This window comes from Nitrospira lenta, assembly GCF_900403705.1.
GTDB classification, from domain to species: Bacteria; Nitrospirota; Nitrospiria; order Nitrospirales; family Nitrospiraceae; genus Nitrospira_D; species Nitrospira_D lenta.
Map to the genome: position 1 here is coordinate 320,959 of NZ_OUNR01000001.1, position 18,997 is coordinate 339,955.

Sequence of the window (18,997 nt, forward strand, 5' to 3'; positions counted from 1 at the left end):
GGCCTATTTCTGTCCTGTCACCCCCCTCTCCGTACTTTGAAACAGCTTAGAATTGATACTTAGAAAGAATATTCCCTGCCTTCCCTATCCATACGGCCCGCACGCTTTCCTTCTGAGCTCGCATGGCGGAGATGGCGGTTCAGCACCGGAAAATACTAACCCGATTCTAGCGAAGCAGAGTCATCACGGCCAGACACACCAGCAGATTATTCGTCGCATGCGCGATCATGCCGGGGAGCAAGCTGCCGGTTCGCTCATACAACCAGGCCCAGAGCACGCCGCTCCACAACACGCTGATAAAACCGATGAGGCCGTACCCATGCGCCAGGGCAAAGATGCCGGCGCTGATGAGGGCCGCCGGCAACGGATTCAGCCGCCGCCGCAAGATCGCATACAAGATCCCGCGAAATGCCAGCTCTTCGAAAATGGGCGCAAAGACCACATACTCCAGCAAGCTGACGGTCAATACCGAGCCCGAGCCCCAGACGAGATCGGGGTCGAACCATTCCGTCCAGTGGTTCGCCAGATGTAACGACTCCGCCACCTGCCCCATCACCCACTCGCCCCACAGGCCGGCCGCGACTACCGCAAGCACCACACTCGCCAGCCGCCCGATCTGCCGCCACTGAATGTGTAAACCGAACCCAGTGACGAGATTCAATCCTGACGGCCTGAGCAGGTAGTAATAGGCCATCCCCAACAACGGCAAATTCGCTACCGGAATCGCCACGGCGCGCAGCGAGACATTCTCTAACGGTGCTATTGAAATAAACGCCAGCGAGAGCACCGCGCCGAGTGCGCCGCCTCGCAAGAGCACCGCCGTGCCGATGCCTCCCGGCCAGGGTGGCGGCACCCCGGGCTGATGCAAGCGTAGGCCGTCGTCCCGTCGAATCCTCAACCAGACGAATCGCAACAACAGGAGCGATCCGCCGATCCATCCCAGCAGTTCCAGGCCCGTGAGCAGTTGGGACACCCCTTGAATCCGCGCCGCACGGGCACGCATCTGCTCACGCACCGTCGCACCCAAATCCACATCACCCGCCCGCTCAGCCAAGGCTGCCGCGAGATGATTGTAAAACCACCCGGACGGAAGGACTTCAGCCAAGGCGGACTGCAACTCCATTTCGCGTTCGCGCGTAAGTGAACCCTCACCATACGCGGCCTCGATGAACGCGGCATAGAGGGGCAGTGGCGCATCCTCACCCGCCCAGATATTGGCCGCCGCCAGCGCATCCAATGGGCGCCCGGACTCGGCTTGCAGAATCGCCAATCGCAATTTCGCTGCCGGCGAGGCGGTCGCCGCCACAAGTTCTTGGTACCACTGAATCGCTTGCGCCCGCTCGACATCATTGCTGCCGGCCGTCCACTCTGTCACTCGCTGTTGCCAGTCCGGCGCAAGCAGCAAGCCGTCCTGCGCTTCCATCGTCCGGCTGACCATCAGATCCAGCGCCCGCTCAGGATCCTCAAATCGATCAAGTCTGGATGTATTGGAAGACAGCCAGAGCAGCGTACCCAAGGCCGTGATGAGCAGCATCGCAGCAAACAGACTGACCCCGAACGAAAAACGCGGGCGATCGGGCCCATTGAATGGCGACGCCGTCTCGTCTCGTCCCGTCACGGCAAGCCCCACCTGGCCGCCCACTTGCCTACGTGCATCAAACATAGGGGTGACTATACCATCGGCCCCTCGCAGGCACCTATCCCTCGAAATGGCTAGATCCTCCCCCCCAGGCTGTTGAGAAAGCCCGCCAGCGGCGTTCTCGCTTCATTCAGAGGCTCGACGTACCGGAACGTACGCCTCGCCTCTTCACTCGCTGCGGCCTGGCTGAACGACCCGTCTGAACAGCCTGTCAGCACGAGGCCACAATCCCGCCACTATCACGTGGCCTCTCACTCCGGACTTGGCTATACTAGCCCCGCAAAACCGTTCGGAGACTTCGGCATGATGCGCGACTTTGTTCCTCCCCAGCGCCTGTTGCTCGGCCCCGGTCCCAGCATGGTGCACCCCCGTGTCCTGCAGGCCCTTGCCGCGCCGTTGCTCGGGCATCTCGATCCCGCCTTCCTCGGGGTCATGACTGATGTGCAGCACTTGCTCCGATTTGTCTTCGCCACCGCGAACCCCTTCACCATCGCCGTGTCTGGAACCGGATCAGCCGGGATGGAAGCGGCCATCGTCAACATGGTCGAACCAGGCGATGCCGTAGTCGTCGGGGTAAACGGCGTCTTCGGCACGCGCCTCGCCACGGTCATCGAACGATGCGGCGGCAAAGCGATCCGGCTGGAGATACCCTGGGGCCAAGTCATTCCCACGGAAATGATTGAGTCGGCCTTGCGCCGGTCAGGACCGGTGAAGGCCGTCGTACTGGTCCATGCAGAAACATCAACCGGCGCGTGCCAACCGCTTGAAGCCATCGGCTCGCTATGCCGGGATCACAATGCGCTGCTGATCGTCGATGCCGTCACCTCGCTCGGCGGCATTCCCGTCGATGTCGATCGTCTGGGAATTGATGTGTGTTACAGCGCGACGCAGAAATGCCTGAGCTGCCCGCCGGGACTGGCGCCGCTCACAATAAGTCCGCGAGCCCTGTCCGCCATCAAAGGCCATCGCACTCCCTGTCAAAGCTGGTATCTGGATATGGCCCTGGTCGCAGAATACTGGGCCGAAGAATCACGCGCCTATCATCACACCGCGCCGATATCGATGATCTACGCACTGCGCGAAGCGCTGCGACTGGTGGAAGAGGAAGGACTCCCCGCCCGCGTTGCGCGACATCGGCTCAACAGCGAGGCCCTAGTCGCCGGACTGATGGAACTGGAGTTCTTGCCGCTTCCCCCGGCGGAGCATCGGCTCCCGATGTTGACCTGCGTGACACTCCCTCCGCATATCGATGAAGCCGCGATTCGCCGACAGCTGCTCCAGATCTACGGCCTTGAAATCGGCGGGGGGCTGGGCCCGCTCAAAGGCAAAGTGTGGCGTATCGGACTGATGGGAGAGTCCAGCACGGAAGCAAACGTGTTGACGTTCCTCAACGCCCTTGAGGAAATGTTAATCCAATTCGGCTGGCTCTCCACACCGGGGATCGCACTGCACGCTGCCGCACGAGTCTATAGCCGAACTGGGCAAAAGGAGTACTGAACATGAGCCGTTCTCTCTTAGTGGTGCTAGGAGCCGTCGTCTTCGCGTTGATGAGCGTCACCTTTTTCTGGGTCTTCAAGCTGACCATGGCCAATTCCATGAAGACGGACATGGTGTCGGCAGAAAAGGTGGCGGCGTTTATCCAAGCGCTGCTCGAAGCCAACCGCAATAACTATACGGATAACGTCGTGGTGAAACTGCAGAAAGAAGGGATTCAGGCGCACGAACATTGGAAGGACGAACGCGGCGTCGCGTTGCCCGCCCAGTATCTGATGGAATCCGGCCGGCTGGTGGCGATGAAAGACCTGAAGTTTTCGTTCCGCCTGGCCAGCCTCACGCCGATCTACGTCTGGAACGGCCCCAACAGCGACTTTGAACGCCTCGGCCTCGCCGCGGTGGACAAGGACCCCGATAAACCGCACTACGGCTACATCACCAAAGGCGGCACGCGCTACTTCCAAGCCATTTATGCCGACCGCGCCGGCTCGCAAGCCTGCGTCGATTGCCACAACCAGCACTCCAACAGCCCACGCCGAGATTTTAAATTGAACGATGTGATGGGCGGCATCGTGATTACCTTCCCCGTCGGAGAATAATCCCATGGCCATTGCCATTCAGCATGTTCGCCTCATTGACGGAACCGGGTACATGATCGAACGCGCCACCGTGCTGATCCGCGGCAGTAAGATCGTCGCCACGGGGTCGAGCCGCACCATGACGATCCCGAAAGGCGTGACCAAAATCAACGGCCGCGGCCTGACGGTCATGCCCGGCTTGATCGATTGTCACGTGCACCTCTGTCTGGGAGGAGAGCCGGACGTCGTCGCCACGGTCGAATCGGATGCGCCATCCTTGACACTGTTGAAATCGGCGCGCCACGCACAGCAGACGCTGGAGGCGGGCTTCACCACCGTTCGCGATGTCGGCTCTCGCGACCACTCTATCTTTGTCCTGAAGCACGCCATCGACCAGGGAGTCATGCCGGGTCCTCGCATTGTCGGCGCCGGGCTCGCGATCTGCATGATCGGCGGCCATGCCCGCTTCATCGGTCAGGAAGTCGAAGGGGTCGAACAAGTCCAGCGCGCCGTCGACGCACAACTGGCGGCCGGAGCCGGCGTGATTAAAGTCATCGCTTCCGGCGGCGTCCTCACTCCCGGCACCTCGCCGGATCAGGCGCAGATGACCCTGGACGAACTCACGGCCGCGGTCGCGACCGCTCGCCGAGCACAGAAGAAAGTGGCCGCCCACGCACACGGATCCTCCGGCATGAAAAACGCGATTCGCGCCGGCGTCCACTCCATCGAACATGCCACGCTGCTCGATGACGAGGCCGGCGAGCTGATGAAAACGCACGGGGTTTACATGGTTCCGACGCTCTCGGCGCTTTCCACTACTGCGGCGGGACGCCCAGGCTGCGGCATTCCCGTCAGCGCGCTCGACAAGGCCAAGGCGATGACCAAACGCCATCAAGCGAGCTTCAAGAAAGCCCATCAGAGCGGACTCTGCATTGCCATGGGCACCGATGCCGGAACCCCCTTCAATTACCACGGAGACAATGCGCAGGAACTGGAGCGGATGGTGGCGTTCGGCATGAGCCCGATGGAAGCGATTCTCGCCTCAACCGCGGCTGCCGCGCGCTTGATCGGCATTCATGACACGGTGGGCACCCTGATGCGAGGCCGGCAGGCGGACCTGGTGATTGTGGAGGGCAACCCGCTCAAGCGGATTGAGTACCTGCGGGACCGCAGCAGAATCATGGGCGTGATGCAGGCGGGAAAATTCGTGGCGGGACCGCTGGCAAAAACGTAAGCCGTACGCAGTGACCCGAATGAGGAGTCAGGGCTTGTACGTTTACCGTCTTTCGTAGAAGAGCTCCAAGGCCGAAGCATATCCGTGAATGCGGCCTTTTCGGAAGCTGTCCTCCAGCTGTCCTCGCAATGAGCGAAACCCGCCTTCGTCGCTTTTCTTCACTACTCCTTGCGACACCATCATCTCGGCGGCCACTTCGACGAGTCTCCCCTTGCGGGCTTCCATCTCTTCGGTGAGAAAATCATCCATCACTTCCGCACCCCGCTCTGCGACCAGATCCTCTTTGAATGTGTCATACCCCTGCGCCGCCACGGTCCGCTCGCGCAGAAGAGCCAACTCGGCTTTGACTCTAGCCACATTCTTCACCAGCAGCGCGAACAGTTCTTTTCGTCCCTCATCGAACAGCTTCTGCTCCATCTCATGGAGAATGGCCGACAGATCCACATAGTCTGCGCGGGGTTCGTCACCCCAATAGAGCCGGTCATAGCTGCGTCGTTTCTCCGTATCGCCGACGATCTCATAGGCCGCGTTGATCTCGCGGATTTTCGCCTCGGCATCTTTGGCATCGGGGTTCCGGTCAGGATGATGCTGAAAGACCAGCTTGCGGTAGGCCTTCTTGATCTCCTCATCGGACGCCTCACGGGAGACACCCAGCACGCGGTAATAGTCCATTTGCGCCATGCGCGAAACTATAGCACGCCCCTTCCCCGGGCTTCACCTTACCGCCCCTCCCCCCCTTGACCTTCAAATCATCCGGCTTATCTTCACACCATGACAAACAACACCACTCCAAAAACACTGACGAACGATGAAAAAAAGGCTGCGGACGCCGCCTTCGCCGGGCGCCCGTTTAACGCATCGTGGTCGGCCTCTGCGCGGACCGTCTATGACGGCATTGTGAATGCCTTGCCGAAAGACGCCGTCCCAGCACTTCCGGAAGTCGATGCCGTGCTCGCTGAGCTAGAGGCGACGCTGCCCGCGGTTTCACACGTTGAGCACGCACCGCTCTCCGACACGGACTCGAAGCCGGAGGACGCAGCAGCAGACACCACCGCTGAATCGAATGTTCCGACCATCAGGGATCGGCAGGAAGCGATTCAGTCTGGAATATTGATCGATGTCACGCCGACGGCCAAGGAACTCGGGCTCACGTTTCCAGTCACCATCACCAAGCCGTTATGGGATCTCGGAATTGTCACGAATCACTCGCTCTCTCAGGAGGAGCAAACCGGACGGCTGCGCGACATCTTGATGGCGTTCAGGCTGCGGCTCGCGAGTCTTGCGACCGTCTCGCCGTTGATCGATTTCCCGGCGCTCTTGGCCATGCCACCGAGCACGGTACCGCAACCGGTCCCCTTGTTTGCCATCATTCAGCCGGATAGCGGGAACCAAGCCAACGTGACCCTGTTGCTGCCGAACGAAGTCTCGCTCACGATTACACCGTCGAACTAAATGCGGTTCGACGGTCACCGGCGGAGGAGTTTCTCGATGAACGCTCGCTCTTCCGCCTCTGTCTTGACGAGGCCATCCAGGTGCGCGTCACGAAGTTGGGTGAGCACCGTGCCATAGATCGGTCCCGGCTTGATCCCCATGGATTGAAGATCCTTCCCGGTGAGCCGGGGCACAGCCTGCCGCCAGGCCGTGAGATACGCCGACACCAGCCGCTTCACCCGATCGGACGGACTCTGGGCCATGATGGCCACCAGCGCCTCATCCTGCGCTCCCTCTAAAATTCGGCAAACCCCGGACGGCTTCAACGGCGGCTGCTTGCTAAGTTGCCGCAGGAGACGATGGGCTCCTCCACGCAGGGCCTTCAATGTCGTGGCTTCACGCTCACTGAAGGGAAACCGTTTCAACAAATCCGTCACGCCACGATCGGGCAGGACCGCTGCGATCGCCATCATATAGACCAACCAGGCCTCCAGCTTCCGATCCAGATAGAGCAGCCGATACCAATCGAGTGTTTCTTCGACGGCAAACAGCAACTTCTCCAGCCGTGGAGTCCAGCTGAGCTTCGGATGGATGAATCGCAACAGATCGAGTTCCGCCAATCGCTTCAATCCAGACTTCGGCTCCCGCTCCGAACAAAGCGCTTTTAATTCTTCCAATAGCCGGTGGCCGGATAGCTTCTGGAAGAGCGCCATCTTGACGGCGGCCTTCGCCAGCGCCAGCGTGTCTTTCCCAAGATGAAATCCGAATCTGGTCTCAAAGCGGACCGCCCGAAATACGCGAGTGGGATCTTCGACAAAACTGAGGCTGTGGAGAACACGGATAGCCTGATTCTTCAGATCCCGCTGGCCGCCGTAAAAATCGAGCACCTCCCCGAATCCTCGGCCATTCAGACGAACCGCCAGGGCGTTGATCGTAAAATCACGGCGATACAGATCTTTCTTGATCGAACTTTGCTCGACGGTGGGAAGTGCAGTCGGATACTCGTAGTACTCGGTTCGAGCCGTGGCCACATCGAGCTTGAGACCATCCGGCAACACGATCACCGCCGTGCCGAATCGGTCATGCGCCTTGACGCGCCCCAACTGTTCCGCCGCCAGTTTGCGCGCAAACGCGATCCCGTCGCCTTCGACGACTAGATCGAGATCGAGATTTTCGATCCCCAGCAACAGATCCCGCACGCAGCCACCCACCACATAGAGCGGCAAATCCAGCCGGTCTGCCAACTGTCCGGCTTCTTGAATCAGCGTAAAGAGGCGCGGCGGTAACTTCTCTTGCAGTTGCCGTTTGAGATCACGATGATGCACCAGCCTCGGCACACCGCTTGGATCCATGACTTTTGGACGAATCTTTACGGAAGGCAACACATCGTCGTGCCAGGCCCTGAGCAGATCTGTCCGCGTAATGACTCCGACAACTCTCGTGCCCTCAAGAATCGGCACGAATCGCTGATTCCGCTCCAGCATCGCTTGTTTGATCGTATGGAAGTCCGTGTCTGAATGAGCCGCGAACTGATCCGATTGGAGAATATCGGCCGTCGGGATCTTGCCCAATCGATGAAACAGCGCCTTCTGTATCTCCTCCCGACTGACTAACCCGGCATACCGATCTTTGCCGTCCAACACCGGTAGAACATTCACGCCATAGTGTGTCATTCGCCGTTCCGTCTCGCTGACCGTAGTCTCTCCGCTGATCGTCTTGACCGGCTTGGTCATGACATCTTTCGCTAACAACGTCGGTCGATACCGCTGCGTCAGCAAGTGTATGAGCCGTTCCTTCACCTCTGTGAGCGTCTGCCCTTTGACGATCGCAGCCGCCGCCACTGCGTGGCCGCCCCCGCCGAACTCCTGCGCGATCCATCCGACATCGATCTCCGGCGTACGGCTGCGTCCGATCACTTCCACGTGCTCTTCGTTCACCACGGCCACCACGACCGCGTCTACGCCTTCAAGCTCGGCCAGCTGATGCACAGCCTCGGCCGCTTCCACGCGCCCGCGATCGCAGGTGCTGGTCGCCACGAGCACCTTTCGGCCCTCCAGATAGTGCACTTCACTGTGCTGTAGCAAATCGTTCAACAACGCGACAATATTCGGATCAAGCGGCTGATGCAGCGTCTGCTCGATGAGCTTCAGATCGGCTCCGGCATCGATGAGAAAGGCCGCAGCCTGCAGATCGCGCGACGTGGTTGAGGAATACGTGAATGACCCGGTTTCATCGTAGAGGCCAAGCGCCAATACGGTCGCTTCCTCCGATGTGAGCGGAACGCCCGCCTCTCGCACCCGCTCAATCAGCATGGTCGCCGTAGCCCCGACCGTCTCAATAACCTGCGCGATGGATTTCCCGATTGCCGAAGCCCCGCTCCCGCTGGGGTCTGCTCCATGATGATCGAAGACCTGCACCTCGACCTTCGGATCCAGCCAGCACTGTTTGAATGGGCCGATACGATCGGGGTCGTGGGTATCGACCAGAATCAACTTCGTCACTTGTGCAAGATCGAGATCTTTAAGCTTGGTGAGATTCAGATCGTGCGCCAGGAGAAATGCGTGCACGGATTTCTGCGCCCCGCCGGACAGGACCAGCCGTGCATTGGGGTACAACTTGCGCACGGCAACCATTGACGCCAGCCCGTCGAAGTCCGCGTTGTGGTGAGTCGTCACGACGTCCATCCCCGCATTCTAGCAGGGTCGATGACCTCGTGAAATGCGAGGGCGTACCTTTCCGCGGGTTTGATGCGGTCATTGCGCGCTCCTTACTCACATACGGCGCCAGGATGAAACTCCTGGCGCCGTGCCGCGAATTACTGATGCCGTTTGCCTTGGCGGTCGTGCTTCTCCCGCGCGATATGCCGTGATGCACGATCCTGCGCGTGATCGATCCTGGCCCGTTCGCCTTTCGTCACAACCCCATCGGCCTTTGCCTTATCTTCCATCTTGTTGATATGTTCCTCTTGCTTGTTCAATCGATTGGCTTCCCGCTCATTCAATTGGCCGCTGGCAATCCCCCGATCAATCCGCTGTTCCTGATTCGCCTGCCGTTGATCGATGACAGGCGTCTCCGCCTGCGCAAAGACCATCCCACTCATGCTAAGCATCAACACGCCAACCGCCAATACCATCGTCTTCATCGGTACCTCCCTAGGATAAAAAGTTGAGCTCCTCTGCCCCAATCAACGCGCCGCCATCTAATCCGTTGACGATACCCATATCCGAGGAACGCCAGACCTTGGCTATGTATCAGGAGGCTAGGAAGCTGTCCAGAAGCTCCACCTAAGCGAAGCGCTGCCCAGCACATAAAAGAAGCCTCGTTTGATCAAGCCCGCGTGGCCGCTTCCACTCCGATCAGGTCGGCTGTCACGGCCATCATGACCGTCGCAGTCTGTGCTGCCGATTCAGTCTTTACGATCGCCGCGGAAGATGATGGGAAGCCGCGCCGCGTCACCCTGAGCAGATTTGCACAGGCTGCCGCCATTTTTCCCCCTCTCGCCATACGGTCTACGTGTCCGACCTTAGACCCGCATCCTAACCTCTCGGTTTTTCAGGAAGTCCTTGATGGCCTGGTTTCGGCATGTGCCTTGCTGTACTGGCAAACCAAGAACTATGCACCGTTCAATTCTAAGGAGGTTGTCGATGAAGAGCCACGTAAAGAACCCCATGATGACGATCGCTGTTGCCGCCCTCGCCCTGGTGACGCTGGCCGCTGCGCCGGCGTTGGCCAAGGATAAAGAGGCAAAGAAAAAGTCATCCGGCATGCACCATTCGTCCGCGGCGGCGGCGGCCTCATCCACCAGCCACATTCCTGAAGTCGGCCAGGCCCCGAAACGCGGGGAGCATGACTCGAAGCCAGGCCCGGCCTGGAAGACCGTCGGTGGGACGGTCAAACAGATCGATGGCAATGCCTATACCGTGGAAGACTACGAAGGGAATCAGGTGAAACTGTACGTCGGCCAGGGAACGAAACACATCAAGCAGAAGAAGGTCGGGGACACAGTCCGCGCCGAAATCACACGAGGCGGCTTCGCGAATTCCGTGCAATAACAAAGTTTGAATCCGCGCACCCACCTGGATGCGGAACGGTCCCCGAGGGGGGCCGGCCTATAGAGGGCCGGTCCCCTTTGTTTTGCTCGGAACCGGCTATCGATTACTTCGCCGCCTTGCTGAATGCAATATCTCCGTAGAATGCGACCGCCCGCTCCTTGGTATTATCCGTATCGCTCATAATCGCGACGCCGTTAATCAACGACGGCTCCTCACCAAACGCGTTTTTGTAGTCTTCATAGATATTCCGCTCTTCTTCTACCCACAGTCCGACTCTAGACGGTCCGCTTTCGACCACAATCATCCGTGCAAAGTCGGTGTAGGCATTCTCAATGATCGTGCCAACCGGCGTCTTTGTCTCCCAGATATAGTTCAACGCACCAATGGGAATGTCGCCGAAGAGAGCCCGGCCCGCTGTGTACTTCAACTTCCTCCCGAGGCTTACGCGGTCGGAGTCGTAGGCAAATGTAATGTAGAGCCGCGCCGGATAATCGTCTCCGTCTTTCCGGCTCACGTCGCTCTGTTTCAGCAGGTTCTCGATTTTCCAGCGCCAATGGATGATGGGATAATCTTTGGGATTGATGGTGACTTCCTTGGTCAGCCCGGAGGCCGACGCCTCGCTGACGGCCTTCACAACCACCTGCCCGCCATCTTTCACCAGCACATACTCTGTCTGCTTCGGGATCTTCGGGAACGTCAGAGGCTTCCAGCCGTTTGGAAGGCCAGACCCAGGCTGATCCGAGGAGAACGTCCCAACCTCGATCACCGGCACAGATTGCCCCCAGGACATCATCTGGCCGCCGAAGCCGCCAGCAACGAGAACCGTGAACGCGATCATCCTCTGCAGGGCCGTCATGCAGCAGCCTCCCTCTACCGCCTCATCCAGGCAAAGAGTTTCATAAGCCGATTCTTCGTCGCCTGCGTGAAGTGCGCCTTGCGCCAGAGATTCACCACCTTCTTATTGACCTCTGCCTGTGTGGGATAAGGATGAATGGTTCCAGCAATCGTCTTTGCCCCAAGCCCGGCCTTCATCAATACGGAGAATTCGCTGATCATCTCGCCGGCATGCGCTGCCACAATCGTCGCGCCCAGGATCTTATCCGAACCTTTTTGAATGTGGACGCGCGCAAATCCTTCGTCTTCACCATCTAAGATGGCACGATCCACTTCGTCCAACTTGAACGTATAGGTTTCAACCTCGAGTCCTTTCTCCTGCGCATCTTTCTCATACATCCCAACGTGTGCGATCTCCGGTTCCGTAAACGTGCACCAGGGCATAATCAGTGAATCCACGTCTGCATACCCCAGTCCAAATGGATGAGGGAACAGGGCGTTCTGGATCACAACCTGCGCCATCGCATCGGCCGCGTGGGTAAACTTGTAGCGAGAGCAGACATCCCCCGCCGCGAAGATGCGCGGGTTACTGGTCTGCAACCGGCCATTCACTTTCACACCATTCTGTTTGTCGAACTCGACCCCGATTGCTTCCAGCCCCACCCCCTCCACATTCGGAGTACGACCGACACCCACCAGGATTTCATCTACGGTCACATCATACTGTTGGCCATGGGAATCAACCGTCAGACGTTTCCCGCCAGCGGCCTTGCTGACCGTCAGATCTTTGCCGCAACAGAGGAGCTTTACCCCCTCATGTACCATCTGCCGCTCCACGACCTGCGCCGCATCGCGGTCTTCATTCGGCATGATGCCATGCTGGGCCTCGATCAAATACACCTGGCTGCCAAACCGCGCAAATGCCTGGGCCAGCTCACAGCCAATCGGCCCCGCACCGATCACCGCAAGACGCGGAGGCAACTCCGTCAACGAGAACACCGTTTCATTGGTAAGATAACCCGCCTCTTGCAATCCGGGAATTTGTGGCGCGGAGGCGCGTGCACCGGTGCAAATCGCCGCCTTTACAAAGCTGAGCGTGCGATTGCCGGCCGGCCCTTCGACCTGGATCGAATCAGAGCCAGTGAACCGTCCGCTGCCGCTGTAAACATCGACACCTAACTGGCTATAGCGCTGCGCCGAGTCATTGTGGCTGATCCGAGCCCGCAGCTTGCGCATCCGGGCCATCGCAGCACCGAAGTCGTACGTCACACCGGGTGGAATATGAATACCGAAGTCTTCGGCCTTCCTGAGATCGGCCCAGGCCCGCGCGGCGCGAATCACCCCCTTGGACGGGACGCAGCCCACGTTCAGACAATCTCCGCCCATCAGATGTTTTTCGATCAGCGCAACCTTCGCACCCAAGCTCGCGGCGACGACTGCTATGATCAGACCGGCTGTCCCGGCCCCGATGACCGCAATATTGTAGCGGCCGGATGGCTCCGGATTGATCCAATTGGAAGGGTGGACATTGGCGACAAGCCGCCGATTATACTCATCGTCCGGCAGCATCACGCTCTCATCATGCTGACTCATCGCTGCGCTCCTCTGAATCTCTTATAGACCGTCGGAACGAGGGCCAACAGCCCCAGCAACACAAATGCCCCAATCACGTTCGGCGAGGCGATTTCTTTCAGCGAATTGATCGTTCCTAACTGCCGACCGGCGTACGCATAGACGAATGAGCCAGGGATGATACCCAGCGCCGTCGCCGCGACATAGGTCCCCACGTTCATACGGGTCAGACCGGAGACTAAATTCACCACGAAGAACGGGAACAAGGGAATCAGACGCAATGTCATCAGATAACTGAATGCATTATTGGCAAAGCCCTGTTGAACAGGTCCCAGCCACTTCCCGAATTTCTGCTCCACCCAATCGCGCAACAGATACCGCGCCGTTAAAAAAGCCAGCGTTGCCCCCGTCGTCGCGCCAAGGTTCACAAAGAGCGGGCCGAAGGCACTGCCGAAGAGAAATCCGCCGGCCAACGTCAGAATCACGGCTCCAGGCAAGGACAAACCCGCCACGACGATGTACGCCAAGATAAAGAGACCGACCGCTGTCGCGTAGTTCGCCTCCGTGAAGGCCAGCAAGTGATCGCGATTACTTTTCAATACGTCGAGAGACAGCAACCGGCCCACATCGAAATAGAAAAATAGGCCGATGGCCACGACGATGCCTGCCAGTATGGCGAACTTGCTTCCGTTCGATGGCTGAGATGGGCTGGTCGTCGGCGCTTGGCTGGTCATAGCAGTTTCTTCAATATCATGGGGACTCCTCTCCGGTCTGTCAATGGAGCAGGCGGCCGGCATCGTCCGCGCCGCCGACTGTTGCTTACCAGCACGGCGCAGCCCAAGCCTACTCTATCGCTATGAAGAGGTACGAAACGGCTTGTTATCTGGATGTGAATGCAGCCACAGAGTGAGGACACCTGACCGAACGCAGAGGGGCAGGCTCAGGAGAAGGGAGTTACACTGATCAGGAAAATCTGGACACACATCTACTGACGTGGAAACCGAACCGCCGTGGCCACGCCACTGAGTGCATCACCGACGTCATCCCACCAGACATGTTGAGCACGGCAGGAACGTCCGGGGGTATCGGTACGCTCGGACTGTTGCGAACGAGACGCACACGGATCCTGGCGAGAAATCTCTGCCAGATTGCTGGTTGAAGTGGAGGGAGCTCCCGCACACCCGCAACTGATGAGTACCGCCATACAGAGTCCGATCCGCACCCATCCCTCCCTGTCACGCCGACGCCGCATAACTAGTGTCTCTATCGGTGGCCGGAAGATATTTCTGAAGCATCTACAGATTTACTGCCACTGGCGATCAGCGAGATCGCGATCAAGATCGAGCCGGCCCAAGGCCCTCTCAAACGGATCGATTGAGCCGTCTCGATTCTTGTCGAGTTCTTGAAAATGCTCATGGAGCAGCGCGCTGGCATTCGGGTTTGGAACCCCTCCCTTACCCTGTTCATAACGCGGGGTATACCGCTGCGGCTGCTGAAGCATGCCGTGATAGGGCTCCGCAGGATTCGGAGTCAGCATAGCCTGAGGGCGGAGCGGTTTGGCTACACCCGCGCGGCGAATGGGCTGTTCCGTTGTCAGCCCCTTGTTCTTTTTTAGGATGCGACTCTTTCCGACCGGCTGCTTCTTGGAGCTCCCCACCACGTCCTTTTTGACAGGATCAGACAGGCGCGACCGCGACTGACCGCCAGCCAAACGATTGTCGGCAACTCCCCCCTGTCCCACTGAGGCTTTCCGCTCAGCCCAGGCAACACTCCCATTCCCCACCCAAGGCAACACGAGCACGGCCACAAACAAAGCCAGTCCAGCAGTAGCACGATATGGCCTCATACGAATTCTGAGCATAAGATATGATCTCATAGGGTCCCCACACGTAGCAGACTCTATTGTGCTCCTAGGCCTTTGATTCGAGAAGGCAATTCCGTGTCTTGAGATGATCGAACGAAGCGGATCACTCGTGGAGACTTGTCAAAAGAGGCCTGACTCCCGTACCCTTCAACTGGAGGCCAAACTATGAGCGATGACTCTCGATTAACAAAATCCAAAGAGCAGTGGGCAAAAGCCAGGCGGGGAGGCGAAGAACGCGAAGTCTTCTATGAAGGCGACGACCGGCTTCCGCCTGGGCAGCACCTCGTCGAAACCTTCCCTGTGCTGGACCTGGGATTCAAACCAGAGATTCCGCTCTCAGACTGGACCCTGACCATCGGGGGCTTCGTCACCACGCCGGTGACCTGGACCTGGGAACAATTTCTCCAACAGCCCCACATCCAAGACCGCTCGGACTTTCACTGCGTCACTTCCTGGAGCCGCTACGACAACGACTGGGAAGGCGTGAGCTTCAAGCAGATCATCTCCGTCGTGAAACCGCTATCGCTCGCCAAATTCGTCCTCTTCAAATCATACGACGACTACACGACAAACTTGCCCATCGAAGTTTGCGACGACGCCGATGTGTTGCTGACGTATAAATGGAACGAGAAACCGCTGACCAAGGAACACGGCGGCCCGGTTCGGGTCATTGTCCCGAAGCGCTACGCGTGGAAAGGCGCAAAGTGGATCAAGGAGATCACGTTTTCAGATAAGGATGAAAAGGGATTCTGGGAAGTGCGCGGCTATTCGAACACCGCGCTCCCGTGGAAGAACGATCGCTACGGGTAGATTGATTACTTTTTCACCCAGCCTCCGGGCCCCTCGATGATATTCCCGGGCGTCGTATTCTGAATGGCTTTTTCTCCGGCCAGGTGCTCGACGGAGTTCAGACTGGTGCCATTGCGTGTGGCAATCTCCTCATACGCCTGCTTCCGTTTCTGATTAACGTCGTTGACCAACGCCTGCACCTCGGCGCGCCCTCCCGTCACCACACCCAGATAGCCGCTGGTCCGTTCTCCTACCTGGCCCTTGGCTTTCGCCTCATCCAGCGACAACGCCCAGGCAGCAAACCCGGTCCCCAGACAGAGCGCCACGAGAACCGCACCAACCGTCATGTGTATGCGGGCCATCCTTACCTCCTTTGCCATTCGTTAAAACAGTCCGCTGTTTTTGGAGAGGACCTGATCGAGATCCTTATCGACTTTTACCCGAATCTCATGCTCGATCTTCACATTCAGGTTGATGGTAATCGGCTTATCCGGCGCGGCCACCTCCACACGGGGCGTACAGCCGGCCATCCCCCACACAAGCCATAACCCCATCGCCAGTCCTACTCCGCACCGTCCCATGCTATCCCCCTGCCCTGTCATCGTCGTTGCGCCTTGTTTTGAAGCGATTCCTCAATATCCTGTACCAGACGAAGACTTTGCAAGAGCGCCAGAACATTTTCCTGAACATTCACATTGAAATGAATGGGCGGACTTTTTTTCATGTCAGGATTTCTCCCCTCCAGCTGCGCGGCCAACTGCAACACCCCGTCTTCCGCATACTGCACTCCGGCTTTCAAGACTGTGTACTGAAAATTGCTGAGTGCCTGCGCCACCAGCTTCATGCCCGAATCGGCGTCGGCTAAAAGGGCGGCGGACTCCGATGAAGGTTGGTAACGAATCACCCCGCCGGGCGCTTCGGCTTCCACCGTCCCATCCTTGACACTCACCCCGTTCGCCGTCACCGCGAGCGGAATCGTCCCGTTCAACAGGCCCGTCCCCTGCAACCCCTTTTGCTGTTCAAGGCTCAAGAGCTTCGCCAGATCCAACCGCCGCAGCGACAATACCAGCCGGTGAGGCGGCGCAGCCGGGTCAAGATGAAGGCCGGAACTCGTCACGGATCCTCCAAAGAGACTAGCCTGAAAATCCTTGAGATCCAGTACCGGCCAGAGATCTGACAACGACCACTGCAGGTCGGCTGTCACGGACACATTACTCAGCATCACCCCTGTCTGGATGACCGCCACATTCACCACCGCCGGCTGACTCGATCGCACCTGTTCAAAACCCTGGAGATCAAAATCCAACGTCGTGTTGATTCCCTGAATCGCCATCCCCGGAACAGCTGCGGACACCTGTTCCGCCTGAATCGTGATTCTGCCAGGCTGAGGCGCAACCGTTGTCGAGTCCTTCAGTCGACCGGATGGCCACACAAGATCCGTACTGGCCGTTATTCGACCGGCCGTGAGATCGAACGACGCGGGCAACCCAGGCAGCCACTTTTGCAAACGATTCGCCTCGGCATCGAACTGGAGTGGCCCGAGCACCACTCGCGCCGATCCTTCCCCCCCTCCAAACGAGTGCGCAACCTTTGCCGTGACGACGCCCTCGCGCCCAGGGAGGTCTCCCCGCGCGTCGGCCTTGAACCCGGCTTGGTTCGCAGCAAACTTGACCTGCCACGCAGACGGCGGGATCGTCACCACCGGCAGCTGTCCGACTCGCACTCCGGCGAGATCGATACCCCCGTGGGCCGTCCAGGAACTCCCGACGGATTCGGCGCTTTGAAGCGTCACAGTGCCTTCTGCCAGCGTGACGTCGTATCCGGCCGAACGAATCCCCTGCGCGCCGATCCTGAGCGTGCCCGGACCGGCCGCGCATTGGCCAGATTCCAGCGTACACCGGACCGGAATCGGCGCGGCCACCTCGACGATCGCGGACGACATCGTCACACGCCCTTGTTCAAACTGCTTCACCGTCATCATCGAGGGAACATGCACGGTACCGTTCACCACGTGCTGCTTCAGGACCACGCGGCCCCAAAGTTCCCCCCGGACTTCTCGCACAGAAACCCCGGCGGCCAAACTGGGCGGCACCAGCCCGCGCAGATGGAACTCCCCTTCGCCCGACACGAGGTCTTGGCCGACCAGATCTGCCCGAGCGACATCCACCTCGACCACCAACGGTCCCGTCGCTGCCCCATACCCCACATGGACCGGACCATCCACGGTCAGGCGAATCGGCGATTCTGACCAATAGAGTGTCCCCTGAAGCGGCTGACGCTGTTCGACGCGAATCGGCTGATCGCCGCTCGGCAACAACGACTTGACCACACCCGGCACAAAGCGTGGCTGCATATTCACCGTCGCCGTTCCCAACACCCCGGGATCGATCGTCCAGCCCAGCCGCGCCGGGGACCCCGAGAAACTCCCGGATGACGCTATGGCAATCTGCTTGGCCACACCTTTCAACGCCGGCAACGTTACGGTGGCCTGAAACGATCCTTGAAGCAGTGATTCCGGACTTTCGCGAAGCGCACTCAGAGCCGCGCTGGACGACGCTGTGGCCGTCCATACGACGGCGACACGCCCCGATACAGTGCTCAGCTCCGGTCCGATCGGAACCGCCAACGCAATGAACGGAGCCAGCTCGCGAACATTGACCTCCAATTTTCCCTCAACCTGCACCTGTCCGTCACGCGCCTGCGCCGTCGACTGCCAGGTGAGAATCGGGGCGGCCTGCGGCCGTTGCGACACCAGCGTCGCCGCCCAGGTCGTCGCGGAATGACCGGTCAGAGAAAGGGTATACGACGCCGTCTCACGCCCTTGAAATGACAGCCGCCCGCCGAGTTCTCCGTCTCGTTGTTCGACCACACCCTGAATCGCCACTTTGCGAAGCGGGCCGGTCGCCTGCTCACGAAATACCGTCACCTGGTTCAGGTGGACTTCTTCAAATGGCAACACCGGAATCCGTCGCAGCAAATCACCAGCCGTGAGCACATTCCACGGAGATCCGCTCCCCTCGTCCGACATAGTCTCGACGGCGGATTCGCCAGCGAAAGACCGGTCATGATTGTTCAACATCTGAATGGCCAGATACGGCAGCACTACCCGCGAAACCCGGCCGTACAGGAGATCGGGCAGCCGGTACTCCACCTGAACGTTCGTCACGGATACCATCAATACTTCGTCCCCCAGATCCAACTGAAACGACGCGACAGGAATCGAGAGTTCCCGCCATCCGGGATAGCCGAACTGCACGATGACATTCCGATACCCTTGGCGACTCAGCCACTGCGTCACTCCGTACGACACCATCAATGGAACCAGGAGATAGACGCTCATGAGGCCCGTGAGAGCCAGTAACACAATGCGTTGATATCGATAGCGCAGCATGCCGATTCGACCTACCCTCTCTCTACAATCCCTTCAGGGTTGTCGACCACTGGCCACTACCCTGTCAAGGGCCAGACCACCAAGGGGTCCTCGTGCCCCGCAGACCGCGCATTTTCTGA

General features: G+C 59.0%; 17 protein-coding genes. 6 read left to right on the forward strand and 11 right to left on the reverse strand.

Features of this window, described 5'->3' with window-relative positions; all coding sequences use genetic code 11:
* Positions 1–166: 166 nt before the first annotated feature.
* Positions 167–1,663 carry a CPBP family intramembrane glutamic endopeptidase gene (locus NITLEN_RS01515; RefSeq protein WP_121987814.1) on the reverse strand — a complete coding sequence of 499 codons (1,497 nt, stop codon included), beginning with the start codon at positions 1,661–1,663 and terminating at the stop codon, positions 167–169.
* A gap of 279 nt (positions 1,664–1,942) precedes the next feature.
* Here NITLEN_RS01515 and NITLEN_RS01520 point away from each other — a divergent pair, with 279 nt between their 5' ends.
* From NITLEN_RS01520 to NITLEN_RS01530, 3 genes are read left to right on the forward strand one after another with little or no spacing between them, the layout of a single operon-like run.
* Positions 1,943–3,136, forward strand: a complete 1,194-nt coding sequence (locus tag NITLEN_RS01520; protein ID WP_121987815.1) for a pyridoxal-phosphate-dependent aminotransferase family protein — start codon at positions 1,943–1,945, stop codon at positions 3,134–3,136.
* A 2-nt stretch (positions 3,137–3,138) separates the two neighbouring features.
* The gene (locus tag NITLEN_RS01525; RefSeq protein ID WP_121987816.1) at positions 3,139–3,732 is read left to right on the forward strand and encodes a Tll0287-like domain-containing protein; all 594 of its coding nucleotides are present in this window, start codon (positions 3,139–3,141) and stop codon (positions 3,730–3,732) included.
* A 4-nt stretch (positions 3,733–3,736) separates the two neighbouring features.
* Positions 3,737–4,945: a metal-dependent hydrolase family protein gene (locus NITLEN_RS01530; protein ID WP_121987817.1), complete on the forward strand. Its 1,209-nt coding sequence runs from the start codon at positions 3,737–3,739 to the stop codon at positions 4,943–4,945.
* 42 nt (positions 4,946–4,987) lie between these two features.
* On the opposite strand, the gene NITLEN_RS01535 is transcribed toward NITLEN_RS01530, so the two are convergent.
* Positions 4,988–5,626 (reverse strand): DnaJ domain-containing protein, encoded by a 639-nt coding sequence (locus tag NITLEN_RS01535; protein ID WP_121987818.1) that lies wholly within the window; start codon positions 5,624–5,626, stop codon positions 4,988–4,990.
* Positions 5,627–5,716: 90 nt separating this feature from the next.
* Here NITLEN_RS01535 and NITLEN_RS01540 point away from each other — a divergent pair, with 90 nt between their 5' ends.
* Positions 5,717–6,397: a DUF6573 family protein gene (locus NITLEN_RS01540; RefSeq protein ID WP_121987819.1), complete on the forward strand. Its 681-nt coding sequence runs from the start codon at positions 5,717–5,719 to the stop codon at positions 6,395–6,397.
* Between the two features lie 14 nt (positions 6,398–6,411).
* On the opposite strand, the gene NITLEN_RS01545 is transcribed toward NITLEN_RS01540, so the two are convergent.
* Both NITLEN_RS01545 and NITLEN_RS01550 read right to left on the reverse strand, forming a co-directional pair.
* On the reverse strand, positions 6,412–9,051 hold the full coding sequence (locus NITLEN_RS01545; protein WP_181416573.1) for a CBS domain-containing protein: 2,640 nt from the start codon (positions 9,049–9,051) through the stop codon (positions 6,412–6,414).
* A gap of 140 nt (positions 9,052–9,191) precedes the next feature.
* Positions 9,192–9,518: a hypothetical protein gene (locus tag NITLEN_RS01550; RefSeq protein ID WP_121987821.1), complete on the reverse strand. Its 327-nt coding sequence runs from the start codon at positions 9,516–9,518 to the stop codon at positions 9,192–9,194.
* 502 nt (positions 9,519–10,020) lie between these two features.
* Here NITLEN_RS01550 and NITLEN_RS01555 point away from each other — a divergent pair.
* Complete coding sequence (locus NITLEN_RS01555) at positions 10,021–10,428, forward strand: hypothetical protein (protein WP_146216063.1); 408 nt, start codon at positions 10,021–10,023, stop codon at positions 10,426–10,428.
* A gap of 103 nt (positions 10,429–10,531) precedes the next feature.
* On the opposite strand, the gene NITLEN_RS01560 is transcribed toward NITLEN_RS01555, so the two are convergent.
* The 4 genes from NITLEN_RS01560 to NITLEN_RS01575 form a co-directional block, all read right to left on the reverse strand.
* The gene (locus NITLEN_RS01560; RefSeq protein ID WP_245924359.1) at positions 10,532–11,284 is read right to left on the reverse strand and encodes a DUF3047 domain-containing protein; all 753 of its coding nucleotides are present in this window, start codon (positions 11,282–11,284) and stop codon (positions 10,532–10,534) included.
* Between the two features lie 14 nt (positions 11,285–11,298).
* Complete coding sequence (locus NITLEN_RS01565; RefSeq protein ID WP_121987823.1) at positions 11,299–12,855, reverse strand: mercuric reductase; 1,557 nt, start codon at positions 12,853–12,855, stop codon at positions 11,299–11,301.
* On the reverse strand, positions 12,852–13,568 hold the full coding sequence (locus NITLEN_RS01570) for a TVP38/TMEM64 family protein (RefSeq protein WP_121987824.1): 717 nt from the start codon (positions 13,566–13,568) through the stop codon (positions 12,852–12,854). The genes NITLEN_RS01565 and NITLEN_RS01570 overlap by 4 nt, the downstream gene beginning before the upstream one ends.
* Before the next feature lie 569 nt (positions 13,569–14,137).
* Positions 14,138–14,680, reverse strand: coding sequence for an EF-hand domain-containing protein (locus NITLEN_RS01575; protein WP_146216064.1), 543 nt, complete (start codon positions 14,678–14,680; stop codon positions 14,138–14,140).
* 183 nt (positions 14,681–14,863) lie between these two features.
* Between NITLEN_RS01575 and NITLEN_RS01580 the strand changes: the two genes are divergently transcribed.
* Positions 14,864–15,508, forward strand: a complete 645-nt coding sequence (locus tag NITLEN_RS01580; RefSeq protein WP_121987826.1) for a molybdopterin-dependent oxidoreductase — start codon at positions 14,864–14,866, stop codon at positions 15,506–15,508.
* Between the two features lie 5 nt (positions 15,509–15,513).
* Here NITLEN_RS01580 and NITLEN_RS01585 read toward each other — a convergent pair whose 3' ends face one another.
* From NITLEN_RS01585 to NITLEN_RS01595, 3 genes are read right to left on the reverse strand one after another with little or no spacing between them, the layout of a single operon-like run.
* Entirely contained in the window at positions 15,514–15,849 is a 336-nt protein-coding gene (locus tag NITLEN_RS01585; RefSeq protein WP_219999364.1) for a YdbL family probable chaperone protein, read from the reverse strand.
* Between the two features lie 21 nt (positions 15,850–15,870).
* Entirely contained in the window at positions 15,871–16,041 is a 171-nt protein-coding gene (locus NITLEN_RS01590; RefSeq protein ID WP_342776530.1) for a YnbE family lipoprotein, read from the reverse strand.
* Between the two features lie 44 nt (positions 16,042–16,085).
* Positions 16,086–18,878 carry an intermembrane phospholipid transport YdbH family protein gene (locus NITLEN_RS01595; protein ID WP_121987827.1) on the reverse strand — a complete coding sequence of 931 codons (2,793 nt, stop codon included), beginning with the start codon at positions 18,876–18,878 and terminating at the stop codon, positions 16,086–16,088.
* Positions 18,879–18,997 lie beyond the last annotated feature (119 nt).